This window comes from Sulfitobacter sediminivivens (assembly GCF_042611115.2).
Classification (GTDB): domain Bacteria; phylum Pseudomonadota; class Alphaproteobacteria; order Rhodobacterales; family Rhodobacteraceae; genus Sulfitobacter; species Sulfitobacter sediminivivens.
The window spans coordinates 348,950-367,716 of sequence record NZ_JBHGAR020000001.1 but is presented as its reverse complement, the minus strand read 5'-3'; the positions used below and the strand labels follow the sequence as shown (position 1 = coordinate 367,716).

12 protein-coding genes are annotated in these 18,767 nt (G+C 57.9%); 5 read left to right on the top strand and 7 right to left on the bottom strand.

Going from position 1 to position 18,767, the window contains the following annotated elements:
• Nucleotides 1-4 precede the first annotated feature (4 nt).
• The 4 genes from ACEWL3_RS01730 to ACEWL3_RS01715 all read right to left on the bottom strand — a co-directional run bounded on the left by ACEWL3_RS01730 (nucleotide 5) and on the right by ACEWL3_RS01715 (nucleotide 9,274).
• Nucleotides 5-904 carry a nickel/cobalt transporter gene (locus tag ACEWL3_RS01730; RefSeq protein ID WP_386177308.1) on the bottom strand — a complete coding sequence of 300 codons (900 nt, stop codon included), beginning with the start codon at nucleotides 902-904 and terminating at the stop codon, nucleotides 5-7.
• Nucleotides 889-1,539: a DUF1007 family protein gene (locus ACEWL3_RS01725; protein WP_386177307.1), complete on the bottom strand. Its 651-nt coding sequence runs from the start codon at nucleotides 1,537-1,539 to the stop codon at nucleotides 889-891. The genes ACEWL3_RS01730 and ACEWL3_RS01725 overlap by 16 nt, the downstream gene beginning before the upstream one ends.
• 272 nt (nucleotides 1,540-1,811) lie before the next feature.
• On the bottom strand, nucleotides 1,812-3,839 hold the full coding sequence (gene pbpC / locus ACEWL3_RS01720; protein ID WP_386177306.1) for a penicillin-binding protein 1C: 2,028 nt from the start codon (nucleotides 3,837-3,839) through the stop codon (nucleotides 1,812-1,814).
• Complete coding sequence (locus tag ACEWL3_RS01715; RefSeq protein WP_386177305.1) at nucleotides 3,836-9,274, bottom strand: alpha-2-macroglobulin family protein; 5,439 nt, start codon at nucleotides 9,272-9,274, stop codon at nucleotides 3,836-3,838. Before ACEWL3_RS01715 ends, pbpC begins: the two co-directional genes overlap by 4 nt.
• Before the next feature lie 137 nt (nucleotides 9,275-9,411).
• Here ACEWL3_RS01715 and ACEWL3_RS01710 point away from each other — a divergent pair, with 137 nt between their 5' ends.
• Entirely contained in the window at nucleotides 9,412-11,583 is a 2,172-nt protein-coding gene (locus ACEWL3_RS01710) for a response regulator (protein WP_386177896.1), read from the top strand.
• Here ACEWL3_RS01710 and yaaA read toward each other — a convergent pair.
• The 3 genes from yaaA to ACEWL3_RS01695 all read right to left on the bottom strand — a co-directional run bounded on the left by yaaA (nucleotide 11,568) and on the right by ACEWL3_RS01695 (nucleotide 14,833).
• A complete protein-coding gene (gene yaaA / locus ACEWL3_RS01705) occupies nucleotides 11,568-12,347 on the bottom strand; it encodes a peroxide stress protein YaaA (protein ID WP_386177894.1) in 780 nt (259 codons plus the stop codon). The two genes, ACEWL3_RS01710 and yaaA, sit on opposite strands and share 16 nt — an antisense overlap.
• 30 nt (nucleotides 12,348-12,377) lie before the next feature.
• On the bottom strand, nucleotides 12,378-14,435 hold the full coding sequence (gene recQ / locus ACEWL3_RS01700) for a DNA helicase RecQ (RefSeq protein ID WP_386177304.1): 2,058 nt from the start codon (nucleotides 14,433-14,435) through the stop codon (nucleotides 12,378-12,380).
• A gap of 110 nt (nucleotides 14,436-14,545) precedes the next feature.
• Entirely contained in the window at nucleotides 14,546-14,833 is a 288-nt protein-coding gene (locus ACEWL3_RS01695) for a YggT family protein (RefSeq protein WP_114876914.1), read from the bottom strand.
• Nucleotides 14,834-14,961: 128 nt separating this feature from the next.
• On the opposite strand from ACEWL3_RS01695, the gene ACEWL3_RS01690 reads away from it, so the two are divergent.
• The 4 genes from ACEWL3_RS01690 to ACEWL3_RS01675 all read left to right on the top strand — a co-directional run bounded on the left by ACEWL3_RS01690 (nucleotide 14,962) and on the right by ACEWL3_RS01675 (nucleotide 18,755).
• Nucleotides 14,962-15,504 carry an acyl-CoA thioesterase gene (locus ACEWL3_RS01690; RefSeq protein WP_386177303.1) on the top strand — a complete coding sequence of 181 codons (543 nt, stop codon included), beginning with the start codon at nucleotides 14,962-14,964 and terminating at the stop codon, nucleotides 15,502-15,504.
• A 70-nt stretch (nucleotides 15,505-15,574) separates the two neighbouring features.
• Nucleotides 15,575-16,948 (top strand): MFS transporter, encoded by a 1,374-nt coding sequence (locus ACEWL3_RS01685; RefSeq protein ID WP_386177302.1) that lies wholly within the window; start codon nucleotides 15,575-15,577, stop codon nucleotides 16,946-16,948.
• Entirely contained in the window at nucleotides 16,945-17,880 is a 936-nt protein-coding gene (gene mepA, locus ACEWL3_RS01680) for a penicillin-insensitive murein endopeptidase (protein ID WP_386177301.1), read from the top strand. The genes ACEWL3_RS01685 and mepA overlap by 4 nt, the downstream gene beginning before the upstream one ends.
• Before the next feature lie 80 nt (nucleotides 17,881-17,960).
• Nucleotides 17,961-18,755, top strand: coding sequence for an esterase-like activity of phytase family protein (locus tag ACEWL3_RS01675; RefSeq protein ID WP_435000483.1), 795 nt, complete (start codon nucleotides 17,961-17,963; stop codon nucleotides 18,753-18,755).
• Nucleotides 18,756-18,767: the final 12 nt, after the last annotated feature.

The following is an 18,767-nucleotide window of genomic DNA, read 5'->3' as shown; positions in this document are numbered from 1 at the left end:
TCGCCTAGATCGCGCGAAACAGCAGCCCCGCGGCAAGGAAAGCGACAAAACACCCTGCGACCATTTCCACGACAGCAGCAATCTGCGCACCCCGCGTGGACCCGGCGACACCAGCAAGAATACCACCGCGCAGGCCAGTTGTCGCAAGACCGACAGAGATCGTGATCACCGCCGTGCCAATCGCCATTGCAAAAGCACCAAGTACGCCAAGCAGCGCGATGCCCATTTGCCAGGTAATGATCAACACAAACAGCGCACCGGTGCAGGGCCGAATGGCGATACCTGCAATCAGCGCCAGACCTTCGCGCAGTGAGGTCACGTTTTCCACCTGCTGCAACGTGGGAGCATGGGCGTGACCGCAACTTGCGCAAACCTCGCCATGCTCTGAGTGGCTATGAACCTGCGGCGCGCTGGCCCGGCGCAACCGCCGCAGTCCGCGCCAGACCAACCACAATCCAATTGCAGCAATAGCGCCATAGCTTACGGGCGCAAAAATCTGCTCTGTCATGCCAACCATGGCCTGACGACTTAGGTTTAGGACCAACACGCCCGCATAGACCAAAACAATTGCTGTCACCGCCTGACCAAGAGATGCCGCCAGAGCAACGAGGGACAATCGGAACATCGGCACCCTGCGCGCAAACCCGTAGGCCCCAATCAGAACCTTGCCGTGGCCCGGACCCGCAGCATGCGCCAGACCATAGGCAAAACAAGCGGTCACCAGTGCCAATACTGCACCTGCGTCACCGGCACGTGCGCCACGCAATGATATCGCGATGGAGTTTTGAAACGCGCGTTGCTGGCTTGCGGCCCATAGGCCAAGGTCCGCAATCCCTCCGTTGAGCCACATCAATGCAAGGCCCAACACCACAACCAAAGCCGCCAAAGTTATGATCCGGCGCATGTCAAGATCACATCATTGGCCAGTTCCGCCCCAATATTCGGCAGCCCCGCATCCTGGGGTTCAGCGTCGGGATCAAGCGCGCTGAGCTGGTCACGTATTTCGGTAAGATCAGCATTTATATCCGGCATCTTCACGCGCGCACGGCATGTATCAGACCCCTTGATCACGACAGGCAAAGTCACATCATAGGCGGTATAATACGTTGGATCGTAAGGTTTGATCACCACCTGCTCCACGACAGCCACAGGCGACAGAAATTCGCGTACATGCGTGGTTGTAATCCGGCCCTCTGCGAACACCGCAGTGGTCGTTGACGGACCTGACAAGGCAAGAACCTCGGCCCCATTCAACACCTCAAGATCACCGTTGAAACCTTCGACCCATTTCATATCGAAACCTGTCAGTGCCGCCTGTTCGGCTGTAGTCAAAACACCGTCGTAATCAGGATCAAGCCCCATATCCTCAGTGATCAACAAGGAGTAAAGGGCGTCATATTGCCATGTAACCTGCACATGGGTCAGATGGCCGGTATCATCAAATATCATCTCCAGCCCCGTGTCGACAAACACATGCGGATGTGCCGCCAAAGGGGTCGCCATCATCAAAGCAACAACAGAATAAATCATACGTTTCATTGCCTGACGTCTTAGCGCAGAGCGGACCCTGCAGCAATCATGCACATTAGAGGTTTGCGGGACTTAGCCGATCAGCGCATAGGCCCGGATTGTCAGCACGTTCAGGCACAAAAGCATCTCCCACGTCAAAACATCTGCATAAAGGTCAGCGTCTCCACCCATTGGTTGGCGATGATGTACCCATTCGACGCGGTAGAGGCGGCCAAAACCAGAACCCCGTTCAGCGTTTGTGTCGGGCTCAAAGCCCCTCACCCGTGCCAGGGGCTGCAACGTCAGTCCAGACGGATTTCAACCTGCGCGCCGCGGCCTCTGGCATCAATCACTGATATCTGTGAGAAACCCGGCCCGCTGATTGGCAGCATGACACTGCGTTCACGGACACCGGTCAAAACGGGCGCACCATTCACGAGTACCGTCATCGGCAGAACGCCATCGCGTAGCTTAAGCGGAATACTGTCACCGCTTTGCCGCAGCACAGCCCCTTGAGGGGGGAAACTGACCAAAGGTGCATCTGTGGCCTTTTGAAACGCCGCGTCGCGACTGCGAAAGCGTCGCAACGGAACGGGCAAAGCCGCCGTGCTGAGGATCAGGGTTTCGGGCGGCGGCGCTGGCAGTGGCGTGGGCGTTGGCTTGAGCCGGCCAAAGGCCTCAAATAGAATTGGCGCGGCCAGATCACCTCCAAAGGCACCCGGCACCGGGGTACCATCGGGGCGGCCCAGCCATACACCAACCACGTGGCGGCCATCAAACCCAATCGCCCAGGCATCCCGATGGCCATAGGACGTCCCGGTCTTATAAGCGATCTGGCCGCTGCGCGCGGTGGTGCCCGCAGGTGGCGTGATGCTGGCAAGGATGTGACCGACCTGCCATGCGGCGGACCGTGACATCAACCGTTGCTCAGATGCGTTTTCACTGCCCAGCCGCCAAACCAACGGCCGCGTTTTGCCGCCATTGGCAAGCCCCGCATAAAGCTGCACGAGATCGTTCAGGGTCAGGCCGACACCACCCAGCGCCACCGCCAGACCGGGCTTGCCACCCGGCACCTGCGGATCAGCGCCACCTGCGCGCAAACTGGCCATCAGCCGGGCGGGGCCAAGCTCTTGGGTCAGCAGAACGGGTGGGATATTAAGCGACAGTTGCAAAGCTTCCCGTACCGTGAGTTCTCCGCGAAACTGCCCGTCGAAATTCTGCGGCGCATAGCGCCTAAAGGCGACCGGACTGTCGTCGATCAGTGTATCGGGGTGGGCCAGCCCCTGATCAAAGGCCAACCCATAGATGAAGGGCTTCAACGTAGACCCCGGAGAGCGCACAGCGCGGGTCATGTCGACAAAGCCAAGCGCGCCACCTTGGGCCGAATAATCGGGCGACCCTGTCGAGGCGAGCACTTCGCCTGTCTGATGATCCGCAATGACAATGGCTGCCGAGACGCCCCGAGCCTGACCCTGAACAGCGCGCCGGGCAAGGTTTTCGATTTCTGCCTGCAAACGGGCATTCAAGGTCAGCTCGTGTTGCCCGGCCAACGGGTCCGCACGCTGCATCTGGTCCGCCAGATGCGGGGCCAGTCTGACAAAGGGTTTCATCGCTTGTGGCACTGCTGCCAATTGCATTTGTTCGGGTGCATCCACACGGTCCAGGACCCGCGCGCGAGCAGCCATGGCCGCGTCAGGGTGGCGATCGGGGCGGCGTTTTTCGGGTGACTGCGGCAGCGCCACCAAAAGAGCCGCCTCTGCCATGGTCAGCCGTGCAGGTTCTTTGCCAAACCACGCCAAAGACCCCGCGCGCAACCCTTCGACAGCACCGCCATACGGCGCATGAGCCAGATACAGTCCCAAGATTTCATCCTTGCTGAGCCGCCTTTCCAGCGCCAGCGCGACCTGCACTTGGCGCAGTTTGCCCTGCCACCGTCCAGTGCCGGAGTTTTCCAAAAGGCGCGCAACCTGCATCGTCAGCGTCGAGCCGCCAGAAACAACCTGCCCATTCCAAACCGCTTGTGCGGTGGCCCTCAGCACCGCGAGCGGGTCCACACCATGATGGCGATAAAACCGCTTGTCCTCATAGGCGATCAGCATTGCGAGATAATCTTTGTCGACATTCTCCAGACTGAGGGCCAGTCGGACCCGCCCATCTTCAACCGGAAAGACCCGCATCAACACACCATCCCGGTCGCGCACCTCAACCGACGTTTCAACGAGGACAGGCGGCAGATCCGTTGCATCCACCCAGGCGTCGAACCCGTCCCTGACGCCCGCCGCGATGCCAAGTACCGCGACAAGTACAAAGAGGCCAAGCCGCCGGGTCATGGGGTAACCGTCACCTCGCCCGCGTCAGTATTGGCGCGGTATTCTGGCCGGTACATATCTGTCACCGTGGCTGCGGGATGATGATAGGTCCCCGGTGTCACGGCCCGTACAATGTAAGCCAGTCGAAAGGCATCGGCGTCACGGTGATTGACCGCTGCGACAAACCGATCACTACGGAATTCGGCGTTTTCGGCCTCCTTGGTTTGCAACCAGTCAAGCGCACCGACCTCAGCGCTGCGCAGCAGGTTGGGGTTGTCGATTTCAAAACCTGCCGGAAGTGGATCATCCAGGATCAACCGCGCGCCCGTATCCTCGAAGGGATTCACTTCCAGAACAACCACCATCCGATCCCCTGATTTCATCGGGCCCTGCGCTGGCACACCATCCATCGTGTAATAGCTGCGCGTGATCGCATACCCATATCCGCCCGCCGCTGGCTGTACCTCTGGCACCCCATAAGCGGTCATTGTGACATCCATCGCTTTATCGCTGATGTTTTCGATCACCGCTGGGGTCGGGTCGGCGTCATTCAGGCGTTTTACCACAGGGCCATTCACCGATTGACCGTCCACCCTGAGACCCGGCACTGCATCCGGTGATGCAAGCGCATGTGCGGCAAGAACGACCTGCGCCGCTTCCTGTGTCGACAAATGTCTGTTGTCATTGCCAACCCAGGAAACCAGCGTTGCGGCATCAATGGCAGTGCTGCCTGCCTCTGCGGTTAGTTTGAGAACACCGGCAGTATCGCGCAGGTTGGTCCCGAAATCTGACCGCCAGCCGCGCCGCCGATCCCTGTCGCGCAGCAACAGCGCCCCGGCGCGGCGGAACATTAGATCGGCGCGAACCTGATCGCCATAAGCAGCAAGCGCCGCACCCAGCTGGGCGGCGGCCAAAGGCGTCCCGAAATCGTTCATTTTGGTATCCGCGTAATAACGCAAATCTCCCATGCTGGCGGCTCCCTCGCGAGCGAGCACAAGAAGGGCGTAGGCAACGTCTTCGCCCCCCTCGTCAAAATCGGGCGCATAGCTGATCCGGTTGCGCAGGTTGTCCATCGCCTGTGCAAAGGCCAGGTCCGGCACGACATGCCCCTCACGGCGGGCGCGGGACAGGAAATCGGTGACATAAGCGTCAAGCCAGAACTCGCCCGATTGGGCCCGCCACAGACCGAAAGCACCATTGCTGGCCTGCCGTGTCAAAATGCGGGCAATGGCTTTGCCGATCTTGTCGTCGATCTGCGCAGGCTCCCCAATGCCTGCGGCCTGAGCCATCGCACTGAGATACAAGAGCGGCATCGCGCCCGATGTCACCTGCTCAGTGCAGCCGTAAGGGTAACGGTCCAACTGGCGTAGCAATCCCGGCACATCGAACCGCGCCAAGGGGCCAGCGGTGAGCGTGGCGCTGCCCGTGCCTAACCGCAATCCCGCAAAAACATTACCATCGAAAGTGAAGGTCTCACCAGCGCCCAGCGCAAACTGCCGGGTCACAGATACTTCTGGATCATTGTCACGCACGGGCATGGTCAACACCTTGCGCATTTCTTTGCCATCCGGTGTGGTCAGCGAAATGGTGATCAGATGATCGCCAATTTCGCGCGCCGTGATTGGAACACTCAGACGCTGCGACCCTTGATCAAGGAGGCTTACGATTGTTGGCGCATCGCCAAGGGCCACACCAGCATCTGCAATGGCCTGCAAAGCCATCTCACCAGATGCACCTGTTGCGTGAACCAATTCCAGCAGCAAACGGCTTTGATCGCCGGGGGCGAGAAACCGTGGAAGCGACGCGGTAACGACAACCGGATCGCGCGCAACAACGTCGGCAGAAGCATCGCCGACAGCGCTTTTAGACCAGGCAACCGCCATCAGTTTGATGGTCCCGTTAAATGCTGGGCGGATGATCTCGACCTCGGCGCGGCCATCGGGGCCGACCTGCAAAGGACCGGTAAAGAACGCCATCAACTCTTCGGTTGGCGGGGGCGATTGCAATTGCGCACTGGCTGCCGCATCACCGCCCGACCGCACAGCGCCCATCGCGCCGTTCATTCCGTCAATGAGCCGACCATAGAGATCGCGAATTTCCACGCCCAACCTTCTTTGACCAAAATAATGATCGGTCGCATCAGGCGCGTTGAACCCTGTGAGGTTCAAAATTCCCACATCAACTGCGGCAAGGGTGACATAAGCCGTTTCGCCGGGTTTCACCCCATCGACCAGCACCGCAGCACGCATCGTGCCCGCCTGCCCATCAACCTCCTGCGGTGTTTCAAAGCGGACCGACAGTTCCTTGGCACCCGGTCGCACAGCGGCGTGTGCCAGTCCCAGACTGCGCGCAGGGTTTTGGCCTGTTGCCTCATCCATAGCGCTCAGGACCGATGCTGTGACATAGGCCCCGCTACCCCAATCCTCGGTCACCTCCAGCGGGATCAGGTTTTCCCCCGCAGACACGGCTACCGCCCTGCGCTCAATCACCTGGTTCGACAACACGCTGATCAGGGCCACGCCGTCATTTTCAGGAACCAGCCGGAGCTGAACGGTGTCGCCCATGCCGAATTCTGTGTCATTTAACGACAGGTCCAGACGATCGGGCGTATCCCTTGCCCCGTCGCCACCGTACCAGCCAGAATAGAATTGAACCGATGTTGCCGCGTAGGGCGTACCGATGCGTTCTATCAACAGTTCATATTCGCCCCATTCCGTCGGGGCAGTCAGGGTCGAAGGCGTTTCACCCAATGTTATCTCACCCATTCCCTGATGGATGCGACGTGTCGTCGGCTCCCACTCCCAATTGCCGTAAAGCTGGTACCACTGATAGCGCGTCTCGACCTTGTTCAATGTCCAGCGCACCGGCATTTGTGCAGATGTTCCGTCAGAGTTGAGCGCGATCACATTAAACGAGGCCTCGCTGCCCTCGGGCAGGACATCGTCGAAGTTCGGTTTGATCCCGATCAACGCCGTTTCAGGCTCAATTGGTTTGGTCAGCCGGCGTTCAACTGGTCGACCTGACCCTTCGGAGACACGCAATATCACCTGAGCCTCAAGCGGCATTCCGGGATCTTCGTTCAGTTCCGGCAGTTTCAGGGCCAGCGTCGCCCTGCCCTGACCATCAGTTACGGCGTCGCCGATGGACTGCGTTTGCGTGCCAAATCGGGTATCGTAGCGGCCGAACAGGTACCCATCCCAGCCCGCAATTTCACGTGTTGCACGCAGGCGCAGATCGCCCTGCACGGCCAAATCCGCCCCCGGCGCACCAAACAGGTACCGAACATCGACAGACAGAGGGGGCGTGCCATTGATCCGCAAAGGTGCATCCGGCAGGCTGATATCAAAATCAATCCGTTCCGGCAGAAAATCCTCAACCAGCACGGTTTGGCTTGCCAGCGCCGGCCCCTCCACGTCTGATAGGATATCAAGACGCCAGGCACCGCGCGGCACGTCCGGCCCCAATGGCATAGCAAAAACATGCCCGCCAGCGACAGGATTCTGGCTAAGAGTGCGGCTATATTCGACGCCATCAGGGCGTTTGAGAATTGCGGTCACTGGCAAATCTGTCAGCGCCCTGGCCTGCGCATCCCGGGTCAGGACCGTGGCGTAAACGGTATCGCCAACGCGGTATGCACCACGATCGGTGGTCAGAAACGTATCGATCGGCGGGCTGGGCGGATGGCCTTCTACGCCACGGTCAGACAGATCAAAGGACGGATCGGTCAGCGGCAGGAACGCGATATCCTGCCCACCATCATCAGCCATCAACAACGCGGGACCGGCGGCACCCGTCCCGCGGGTCAGGCCCGCCGGAAATGCTGCAAAACCATCAGCATCTGATGTCATCTCACCCAGAATCGCATTTGCGCGCGAAATCAGGGTCAGTTTTACCCCAGCAAGCGGTGCGGTGTCTGACAATCGGCGCACAGAAACCTGCATGCCATCCACGCCTTCCCAAGTCGACAATCCCAGATCAGACAGCACAAACCATTGCGTCGCTGCCGGGTAATCATACGGATCTTGCCCCGGCACCGAAGCGCTTAACGCATAAATGCCCGCCGTCTGACCCGCCAGCACATCGCCCATCGGCAAGCGCGTGGTCATGTCTGCGTTCAGTGTATTTTGAACATCGCCTGTCCCGCTCCAGATTTCCTGTGCAAGGTCGCTGGAGAACTGATCATCCTCATATTTGCTCAGGGGTTTTCCGAAATAGCTTTCTCTGATCGCGCGCACCAGATTGCGGTCACTGACACGCCGCAATTTCAGATCCAGTGTATCGACGTTTATCGTCTCAACAGGCAATGCCGCCTGCGCGCTGCGTGGCAACACATAGGCCCGACCGGGGAACCGCACCACTGGACTACGGTCTTTTACATAAAGGACCAACCGCACATCCTTGTGCAGCGTTTCTGCGCTTCCAGCGGGCAGTCCCTGACGAAACGTGACATCATAGCGCACGCCATGTTCGACACCATCAATACAAAGCTGACTTTCGTCCGCCTGCACGACCAGGCCTTTGCCTTCAATCCGCACAAAAGGTTCGTAATCGACTCCGGCCTGCACCAGCTTTTCCGAAAATTCGGCGCAAATGCGCGGCGCTGCTGCGTCGTTATCGACCCGATGTTCCACAATGCGGAAACCGTATTTGCCAATGGCCTCGTCCAGCGCTGCATTCAAATCGTCGCGTGGGGTCAGGGAAAGGGCCAGTCGCAATGCCGGGATCATGTCGCGCCCCCGCCGGTTCGCTTCCAATGCCTGCGCCATCACATCCAGCGCATCCACGCGGACCCCGGCATCGGTTGCCCGCAGGTAAGCGTTCACCGCCGCTGACAACGCATCAAGGCGTGCGCGGCGACGCTCGGAATTGCCCTCCCGGTTTGCCTCGCGCAGCGACAACCGCGCATATCGCGCCCAGAGGTCAGCACGGTCTGAGGCGGCAACCGCTTTGCCCGCCCATACCAATGCCGACCGTGTGGCACCCGATTGGCTTGACGCCACCATCGCAGCGATCAGGTCGTCCAGAACGGCGTCGCCGACGGGCAAGCGCCGCGCGTTGTTGCCAACCAGCGTCCGCGCGTTTTCTAGATCGTCAGTTGTCAGAAACCCCAGATCAGCCGCTCGTGCAGCAGCATTGTTTATCACGTCGGGGTCCGTTGGAACTTTGCCGGCCGACATCGCCCCGTTGTAGGATTGTTTGTCTGTAATGGCTGACTTTGGAAAACATGCGTTGGAGCGTTTGTTGAAGGTAAAGGCGACGCAATCTGCCTGCGCGGAACACGCACGTTCGCAGGCCGATTGCGTCGTATCAAACAGATTGGTCAGGTCGGCCCCAAAGAAATCCACATCCTGCGTATAAACATACCGATGATCCGGCACAGCAGCCTGAGCCCAGACTTGCGTCGCGAAAAAAATCGGGATCAGAAAAATCAGACGCAACGTGCGGAAAAAAGTCATGACACTCTCCAATCGGGGTCTTGTCATCGTGCCACGCGCCCCCCCATCGAGCAAGTGTTGCTGCAGGACTTAAGCATATGTTCACCCTGTTACAGCAGTCTGCGCATGACGTCTTGAGGACCACATCGGAGTGGCGGATGAGCCTTGCCAACAAACTGACCGAAGAGCGGCGCAGCCGCCTTGCGGCAGAGCGCCTGCTGGAGCTCAAACAAGCCGAACTGTTCGCAGCAAACCGAAAGTTGGGTCAACATGCTCAGCAACTCACAGAGGAAATTGTCGAAACCCGTGCCGAAGTTGAGAACATTAGGGGCGAAAATCAACGGGTCAAATCCGACCTCACCGCAGCAAACCAAAAGATCGAGATCGTCGAACGCAGGTTATGGTATTCGATTGAGACCATAACCGACGGCTTCGCGTTCTTTAACGCCGACAACGAAATGATAATGGCCAACCGATCCTATTTGGCGATCTTTGATGGTCTTGAGGTGGTCAAGCCGGGGGTCAATTATGTGACGATCCTTCAGGCTCTCACCGACGAAGGTATCGTCAACACCGGCCATCTGGACCCGAACGGCTGGCGCCAAATGATGACGGAACGCCTGCACAACCTGCAACCCGAACCCATCGTCATACAGCTTTGGAATGGCACTCATATCAAATTGATCGATCAGCGCGGACCGGGGGGCGACATGGTATCGCTTGGCCTCGATATCACGGCGACCGCTATTTATGAGGAGCAATTGAAAGAAGCCCGCGCCATCGCAGAAAGCGCCAACCGCGCCAAATCGGCTTTCCTTGCTAACATGAGTCATGAGATCAGGACACCGATGAACGGTGTCGTTGGCATGGCGGATGTCCTGAACGACACAGAACTGACCGACGAGCAGCGGCTTTATGTCGATACGATCAAGAATTCCGGCGAGGCGTTGTTGGTGATCATCAACGACGTGCTGGATTATTCGAAAATTGAGGCCAAGAAACTTGATCTGCATCCAGAACCCTTTGACCTTGAACGGGCCATCCAGGAGGTCCTGATGCTGTTGCAAACATCTGCGCGCAGCAAGGGCCTGAACTTGCTGCTGGACTATGACATGTTCTTGCCGACCAAGTTGCTGGGCGACCCCGGGCGCGTTCGGCAGGTCTTGAACAATCTGGTTGGCAATGCCGTCAAATTCACCATCAGCGGGCACGTGTTGGTCAGAGTCACAGGGGTGCCCGATGCGGCGACAAACAATGTGGCACTGCACATCACCATTGAGGATACCGGCATTGGCATTCCCGAAAATATGGTCAACCACATATTCGGTGAGTTCAATCAGGTCGAAAATGAACGAAACCGCCAGTTTGACGGCACCGGACTTGGCCTTGCCATCTCGCAGCACCTCATCGAAATGATGGGTGGCACCATCTGGGTCACCTCAGAAGAGGGCGTCGGATCATGCTTTGGCTTTAAACTGGATATGGCAGCCGCCTCTCATTTGCATCCCGATCATCATAGTCTGCCAGCGGGACTGCGCCGCATCATGATTGTGGATGACATCGCGATCAACCGCACCATATTGCAGCGGCAGCTGGAACAACTGGGCCTTGGTGTCATCAGCTGCGCCAGTGGACAAGAAGCATTGGCCCGGTTGGATGAGAATATTGATCTTGTCCTGACCGATCACAACATGCCTGAGATGAATGGCGTCGAATTGGCCAAGGCAGTGCGCGGCACCGGCAACACCGTTCCGATCTTACTGCTCAGCTCAAATCCCGGCCATTTGGAAAATGATCCCGCACGGGTTCATCTTCAGGGCGTGTTGCAAAAACCTCTGCCCCGTCAGGAGCTTTTGATGCAGCTGGAGGCGGTGGTCATGCCACCCACCCCAGTTACCCAAGTGTCGTTGAGAAAGATGCGCATCCTCGCTGCCGAGGACAACAAAACGAACCAATTGGTGTTTCGAAAAATGATCAAGGATCTGGAGGTCGATCTGACCTTTGCGGGCAATGGTGAGGAGGCTGTTGAATTGTTCCAAACCCTTACCCCCGATATCATCTTCATGGATATTTCAATGCCCACGATGGACGGAAAAGAGGCCACCAGAGCCATCCGCGCGCTTGAGGCAGACACAGGTGCGCATGTGCCAATCGTGGCGATGACGGCACATGCGATGGACGGTGATGACGCGGGCATTCTGGCCGCTGGGCTGGATCATTATTTGACAAAACCACTGCGCAAGCCAGACATCATTGCCCGCATTGAGGCGGCAGTCAGCGCAGGTATCATCCCACCCCTATCTGCCGACCCTGTTCAGGCTGCGGGATAGGGACGGACAAACACCGGGCGATCCGGTGTTGATGTTGCTTTCTGCCAGACATACCCGCCCGCTTCGAAGCCATGAATGGCGTCCGGATCTGTCAGCCGATGTTGTACGATAAAGCGGGCCATGGCACCACGTGCCTTTTTCGCGAAAAAGCTCACGATCTTTGGCCCTTTTCCATCGCCCTTGTCTTCCATGAACTGGGGCGTGATGACCCTGAGTTTTAGTGCTTTTGGCGCGACTGCCCCAAAATATTCCTGGCTTGCACAGTTCATCAAAACATCGCTGCCCACCGCGGCTGCCTGCGTATTCAGCGCTTTGGACAGCGTGTCACGCCAATAGTCATAAAGGTTGCTACCCCGCCGCGTTTTCAGGCGGCTGCCCATCTCCAATCGGTAGGGCTGGATCGCGTCCAGTGGACGCAGCACGCCATAAAGCCCGGACAGAATGCGCAGGTGATCCTGTGCCCAGGCCATCTCATCCGCGTCAAGGCTGCCAGCCTCCAGACCCTGATAGGTGTCGCCGGCAAAAGCCAGTGCTGCCGGCCTTGTGACATCGCTGACCGGTTCATCTTCAAAGGCTGCAAACCGGTCCCGGTTGAGCCGCGCCAGATCATCTGACAAATCCATCAGTCCCTTGAGTTTACCCAAGGTCAGGTTGCGTGCCGTCTTGGCCAGTCGCACCGCATCATCCTGAAAGGCAGGCTCGGTCGTTGCAACGTCGCGTGTGTCCCAATCCAGCCGCTTGGCGGGCGAAATAACAACCAACATCATAGTCCCCTTTGTACAGATGTGCCTGATCTAGCCCGCGTCCCGTAGAACGTCCAGAAAAGCCGGCCCAAATCGTTCGGCATGTCTGTCGCCAAGCAGCCTTTTCAGCGCGCTATCGTCGGCATTGCGCAGTTGCGCCACCTTGGCGAGCACCGAGGCAGAGCAGGACATCGGCTTATCCGCACCCGCAGAACCGCGCGCCAGATCTGCCTGAACCTGCAACAACTGGTCATAGACCATGCCCGCATCACGGCCCGCCAATTTGCGCCTTGTCGGATGCATTTGCTGCACCTCTCCGTTGATGACCTCAAGAAACGCCTTGCCGTAAGTCTCAAGTTTTTTCGCACCAACGCCACCGATCCGCGCAATTGCATCCAGATCGCGGGGCCGGGTTTCGGCCATCTCAATCAACGTGCGGTCGTTGAAAATAATATATGCCGGGACCTTGGCCGCCTCTGCCAGACCGCGGCGTTTGGCCTTGAGAGCTGACAACAACGGCGCGTCCTCGTCGCTTACCATCTCTTTGACCGCGGGTCGGCGGGTAGCCGATGCTGCCTTGATCGAATCCCGGCGCAGGCTGATCTTGGCCTCATCCCGCAGGATCGGGAGCGCCGCATCGGTCATGCGCAATGCGCCGTGCCGTTCCGGATCAGGCCGGATCAAATCATGCCCCATCATCTGCCGAAAAACCGCCTGCCATTGGCGGCGATCATATTCGGTACCCACACCAAATGTCGGGAGGCTGGTATGGCCGCGCTGTGTCACCTTGTCGGTCTCAACCCCCAACAGAATATCGATAAGATGCCCCGCACCAAACCATTCCTCGGTCCGTAAGATCGCAGAAAGTGCCTTGCGCACCGCTGTTGTGCCATCAAAGACATCGGCAGGTGCATCGCACAGATCGCAATGTCCGCAGGTGATTTCCGCTTCATCGAAGTACCCCAGCAATGTCTTGCGCCTGCATTCCAACGCCTCTGCCAGACCCAGCAAGGCATTCAACCGCGCATGATCCGCGCTGCGCCGTTCGGGCGGGGCCAATCCTTCGTCAATCTGACTGCGGCGCAGGCGAATGTCGTCTGCTCCAAACAGGGTCAATGTCTCGGCTGGCGCACCATCGCGGCCAGCCCGGCCAATTTCCTGATAATAGGATTCGATTGATTTCGGCAAATCAGCATGCGCAACCCAGCGGATATCAGGTTTGTCGATGCCCATGCCAAAGGCCACGGTGGCGACCACGATCAGACCGTCTTCTTGTTGAAACCGCCGTTCAGCGATGCGGCGATCTTCGGCTTCCATACCGCCATGATAATGCAGCGCTACATGACCCTCGTCGCGCAGTGCTTTGGCCAGGCCTTCGGTTTTGGCCCGCGTTCCGCAATAAACAATTCCCGATTGGCCTTTGCGCGCGGACGCAAAATTCAAAATCTGGTCGCGCGGTTTGTTTTTCGCCGCAAAAGCCAAATGGATGTTGGGGCGGTCAAACCCACGCAGAAAGGCGCGTGGCGCAACCCCATCAAACAGCTTTTGCACAATCTCGACTTGGGTTTCTGCATCCGCCGTTGCCGTGAACGCAGCAAGCGGCACATTTAAACTGCGTCGCAATTCCCCAATGCGAAGGTAATCTGGCCTGAAATCATGACCCCATTGGCTGACGCAATGCGCTTCATCGACGGCGATCAGCCGCACGTTCACGCGCCGCAGCATGCCCATAGCCGACCCCGCCGCCAGCCGCTCGGGTGCCATATAAAGCAGCTTGAGGGTACCTGCTTCCAGCGCCTCCCAGACGGCGTCGGTTTCTTCAGGTGTGTTCCCAGAGGTCAAGGCACCGGCCGACACACCCGCTTCTTGCAAGAACCGCACCTGATCCCGCATCAGTGCAATGAGCGGGGAAATCACCACTGTGACCCCCTCGCGCATCAGCGCAGGCAATTGAAAGCAAAGAGATTTTCCGCCACCCGTCGGCATGATCGCCAGAACGTTTTCGCCGGCTGTCACCGCCTCGACGATTTCCTGCTGTCCGGGCCTGAACGAGTCAAAGCCGAATACATCACGGATCAGCGTATCAGCGCCGGAAAGTGTGGCCGTCATGTGGGAACCCATATGTTTGTCTGCTCTTTTTTTGCAGACTCCCACACTAACAATTGGTGAACAAGTACTTGCGCCTCATTGGCCCAAAAATACACCAGACCAATCTGGGTTTAATAAAATGCCGCCGCGTTGTTGGTCAGGATGATCCGCAAAATGGCCACACCGATCAAGACAACCAAGGGGGCAAGGTCGAGCCCTCCCATCGCAGGGATGACCGACCGTACACGGCTATAAAGGGGTTCCAGCAACCGGTTCAGCCCGTACCAGATTTGCGCGACCAAAGGCTGACGCAAATTCAGGACCTGAAAATTGATGAGCCATGACATGATCACATGCGCGATGATGACGAACCAAACGATGTTCAGCAGCAGCATCAAAATTTCAAACAGCGATGACATGGCAAACCCTTTCAAAGTGGTGCCTGTCAGTTAAGCGTCGGCGCACAAAACCGCAAGAGTGCCGCGAGGTTCATGCTTGACGCGCACGCGTTCAGGTGCACCTGACTACGGCCAAAGGAGGCGCTAAAATGTTCCCATTCGTCCGTCTGTTCAAAGATCTCTTTCTGGCCAGCCGCCAACCGCCATTTGAAACGCTGACTGAAACCCACGTCAGTCATCACATCTGCTGGCCGCATGATCTGGATGTCTGGCTTGAATTGAACAATGGCCGCGCACTGTCGCTCTATGATCTGGGGCGCACGGCAATGGCCCAGCGCGCCGGTATGATCAGTGTATTAAAGCGTGAAGGGTGGGGGCTGACCATGGCTGGTACGTCAACCCGTTTCCGCCGCCGCATTCGCGGGTTTGAACGTTTTGAAATGCGCAGCCGGGCACTGTGCTGGGATGACAAATTTATCTATCTTGAACAATCCATGTGGAAGCGGAACAGTGAATGCGCGAGCCATGTCCTTTATCGGTCTGCGGTGACCGACAAAAATGGTATTGTCGCGCCGCACACCGTGTTGACCGCAATGGGGCAACCGACCACGTCGCCGGACATGCCGGATTGGGTGGCAAAATGGTGCGCTGCTGAAACGCACCGTCCTTGGCCGCCCATGCAGGACGCCTGAGCACGAAACGGTATCTTGCGCACACGCCGCTGCCCTGTTCTACCTTCAGCCAACGAAGAACGAGGTAGCTATGACACAGATCAACGCGCGCAAACGCATCTGGGGCTGGTATTTCTTTGATTGGGCGAGCCAGCCTTACAACACCCTTATGCTTACCTTCATTTTTGGCCCCTACTTTGCCCAGACGGCAACTGCTTCTCTGGTCGAGGGCGGCATGGATCTGTCTGCCGCCAAGGCGCAGGCGCAGGCCTATTGGGGGTATGGTCTGGCGATCGCTGGCATTGCCATCGCAATCCTCGCGCCGATCCTGGGTGCGGTTGCGGATTCGTCCGGCAAAAGGTTGCCTTGGGTCTCGCTGTTCTCGCTGCTTTATGTCGTTGGATCCGGCGCGCTTTGGTGGACCGCCCCACAGGATTTCTCGGTGCTTTGGGCGCTGTTCTTTTTCGGCATTGGCCTTATCGGAATGGAGTTCGCGACGATCTTTACCAATGCCTATCTGCCGGAGTTATCCCCGGACCCTGCAGAACGCGGGCGCATTTCAGGGGACGGCTGGGCCTTTGGATATGCCGGTGGGGTGCTTGCATTGATCATCATGATTACCTTGTTCCAAAGCGGGTCCAGCGGCAAAACGATGGCCGGACTGTCACCGCTCTTTGGTCTGGACCCGGCGACCAGGGCCGATACCCGCGTGGTCGGGCCTCTGACTGCGATCTGGTTCGCGGTCTTCATGGTCCCTTTCTTCCTTTATACACGCGACACTCCCAAACCGGCGGCGGCGCGGTATCGGCTGGGCAAAGGGTTGACCGATCTGGTGCAGACACTGCGCAATCTGCCGCGACATCCTTCATTATTGGCCTATCTGGGATCGTCGATGTTTTACCGCGACGCGCTCAATGGCATGTATACATTTGGCGGGCTCTATGCGTCAGGTGTCCTGGAATGGTCAATTCAGGAAATTGGCATTTTTGGCATCCTCGCCGCCATCTCAGGTGCTATTTTTTGTGTGATCGGTGGCCGGGTTGACCGCCGCGTCGGGCCTATGCCGGTAATCGTGTTTTGCTGTATCATCCTGATCTTCACGGCCTGCCTGATCATCTCGCTGACGCCGACATCCGTGTTGGGCATGACCGTTGCGGATGGCTCAGCCTTGCCCGATATCATGTTCTATCTGGCCGGTGCACTGATTGGTGCCGCAGGTGGCGCATTGCAGGCGTCATCGCGCAACATGATGACACGTCAGGGCAACCCGGACCGCATGACCGAATCCTTTGGCCTCTATGCATTGTCGGGCAAGGCAACTTCATTCATTGCACCTGCGCTGATTGCGATCACAAGTGACATCACAGGCAGCCAGCGCCTTGGCATTACACCCGTTGTGGGTCTGTTCATTATCGGCCTAATACTGTTAGCATGGGTCAAACCGAACGGAGATTTTGAAAAATGATCCTGACACGCCTTTTGACCTGTGCGGCCTTGGTCCTGACAATGGGTTCGTGTGGCGGCGACAAATCCAGCAATGACATCGGCGGCAGATCAGCGGTCCTGCCCACCATCGGCTCGTCCGGTGGCGCACTCAGCAATGTGCAGGCGAAGAAGCTTTTTGGGGCAAAAAGTTTTGCCTCGCCCCAGTCATCCGCGCCCTATGGCAGCTATGCCAAGGGGTGCCTTGCAGGGGCAGAACAACTGGCCGAAACAGGCCCGACATGGCAGGCCATGCGATTGTCGCGCAACCGAAACTGGGGACATCCCGACCTGATTGATATGGTCAAGAAACTCAGCGCCAAAGCCGCACAGCAGCCCGGCTGGGCTGGTATTTATGTGGGCGATATGAGCCAGGCGCGTGGCGGTCCGATGTTGACAGGCCATCGCAGCCACCAGATTGGTCTGGATGCAGATATCTGGATGCTGCCCCCGAAAACACTGAGCCTTTCGCGCGCACAGCGCGAAAGCATTTCATCGATTTCAATGCGCCGCGCCAGCGGTGCATATGTGAACAGCAGCTGGACCCGCGCGCACCACGAGATCATCAAAGCCGCCGCCGAAGACCCGCGTGTCGAGCGTATTTTCGTATTCCCCGGTGCCAAGGTGCAGATGTGCAATGATGAAAAAGGCAACCGTGCCTATCTGCGCAAAATCAGGCCATGGTACGGGCATCACTATCATTTCCACGTGCGCCTTGCCTGTCCGGCTGGCGCGCGTGGCTGCACCAATCAGACACCACCCCCCGCCGGGGATGGCTGCGCTGATGCGCGCGAATGGCAGCGCAACATTCTGAACCCGCCGCCACCAAATCCAAACGCGCCAAAACCAAAGCCCCAGCGTGAACTGGTGCTGGCCGACCTGCCGGCCCAATGTAAGTCTGTGCTGGACAACTGATCTACGTCATCAGAACAGCCTTTTTCGTTGTATTCACCTGTGTCGCACTGGCCGCACAGGCCGAACCATCACTTCGACAGGTGTCCAAATTGCTCTGGTCACAGACCGATCCGTGGTTTGGCGGTTTCTCCGGGGCCGAGGTGACGGCAAACGGCACCGAGATAACGCTGATCACCGATAAGGGTAGTCTCGTCACTGCGACGATGGTGCGCGAGAAGGGCATCCTGACAGCGATCAAGTTGCGTAGGCATGTCATATTGACGCCTACCGTCAGGGTCTCGTCAGAAAATTTTGAATTGGATGCCGAAGGGCTGGCCATAGACGCGCATGGTCACGCATATGTATCCTTTGAACAAGATCATCGGGTGGAACAGGTGGATCTCGACTCTGCGCGCATCCTCGGCGCCTTGACCACAACAGAGTTTTTCGACCTGCAGGACAATTCTGGCCTTGAGGCGCTCGCCGTTCACTCCGATGGGACACTTTACACACTGCCCGAATTGTCAGGCATGATTGATACCCCATTTCCCGTTTTCACAAGTGTCGGCAAGGAATGGCATGTGGCCTATCACATCCCGCGTCGCGGACCCTTCCTGCCAGTGGGCGCGGATTTCAGTGATGATGGGCTGTTCTTCCTTCTCGAACGGGCTGTGACGCCTTTGGGCTTTCGCAGTCGCATTCGCAGGTTCGATCTTGCTGCGCCTGAATTGCGCGAGGAAACCCTGCTCACAACCGGCCCCGGCCAGTTTGACAATTTTGAAGCCATCAGCGTTTGGCGGGATATGTCAGGTCAAACATTCGTAACGCTGGTTTCTGACGACAATTTTCTACCCATTCAGCAGACACAGATCGTGGAATTCACTCTGGAAGAATAGCTTGCGCGCATC

What these genes read in the sequence shown, in the direction of transcription:
- ACEWL3_RS01725 (WP_386177307.1), bottom strand. Translation starts at nt 1,539, where the DNA reads ATGAAACGTATGATTTATTCTGTTGTTGCTTTGATGATGGCGACCCCT.
- recQ (WP_386177304.1), bottom strand. Translation starts at nt 14,435, where the DNA reads ATGACGGCCACACTTTCCGGCGCTGATACGCTGATCCGTGATGTATTC.
- ACEWL3_RS01710 (WP_386177896.1), top strand. Translation starts at nt 9,412, where the DNA reads ATGAGCCTTGCCAACAAACTGACCGAAGAGCGGCGCAGCCGCCTTGCG.
- ACEWL3_RS01695 (WP_114876914.1), bottom strand. Translation starts at nt 14,833, where the DNA reads ATGTCATCGCTGTTTGAAATTTTGATGCTGCTGCTGAACATCGTTTGG.
- yaaA (WP_386177894.1), bottom strand. Translation starts at nt 12,347, where the DNA reads ATGTTGGTTGTTATTTCGCCCGCCAAGCGGCTGGATTGGGACACACGC.
- ACEWL3_RS01685 (WP_386177302.1), top strand. Translation starts at nt 15,575, where the DNA reads ATGACACAGATCAACGCGCGCAAACGCATCTGGGGCTGGTATTTCTTT.
- ACEWL3_RS01730 (WP_386177308.1), bottom strand. Translation starts at nt 904, where the DNA reads ATGCGCCGGATCATAACTTTGGCGGCTTTGGTTGTGGTGTTGGGCCTT.
- ACEWL3_RS01690 (WP_386177303.1), top strand. Translation starts at nt 14,962, where the DNA reads ATGTTCCCATTCGTCCGTCTGTTCAAAGATCTCTTTCTGGCCAGCCGC.
- mepA (WP_386177301.1), top strand. Translation starts at nt 16,945, where the DNA reads ATGATCCTGACACGCCTTTTGACCTGTGCGGCCTTGGTCCTGACAATG.
- ACEWL3_RS01715 (WP_386177305.1), bottom strand. Translation starts at nt 9,274, where the DNA reads ATGACTTTTTTCCGCACGTTGCGTCTGATTTTTCTGATCCCGATTTTT.
- pbpC (WP_386177306.1), bottom strand. Translation starts at nt 3,839, where the DNA reads ATGACCCGGCGGCTTGGCCTCTTTGTACTTGTCGCGGTACTTGGCATC.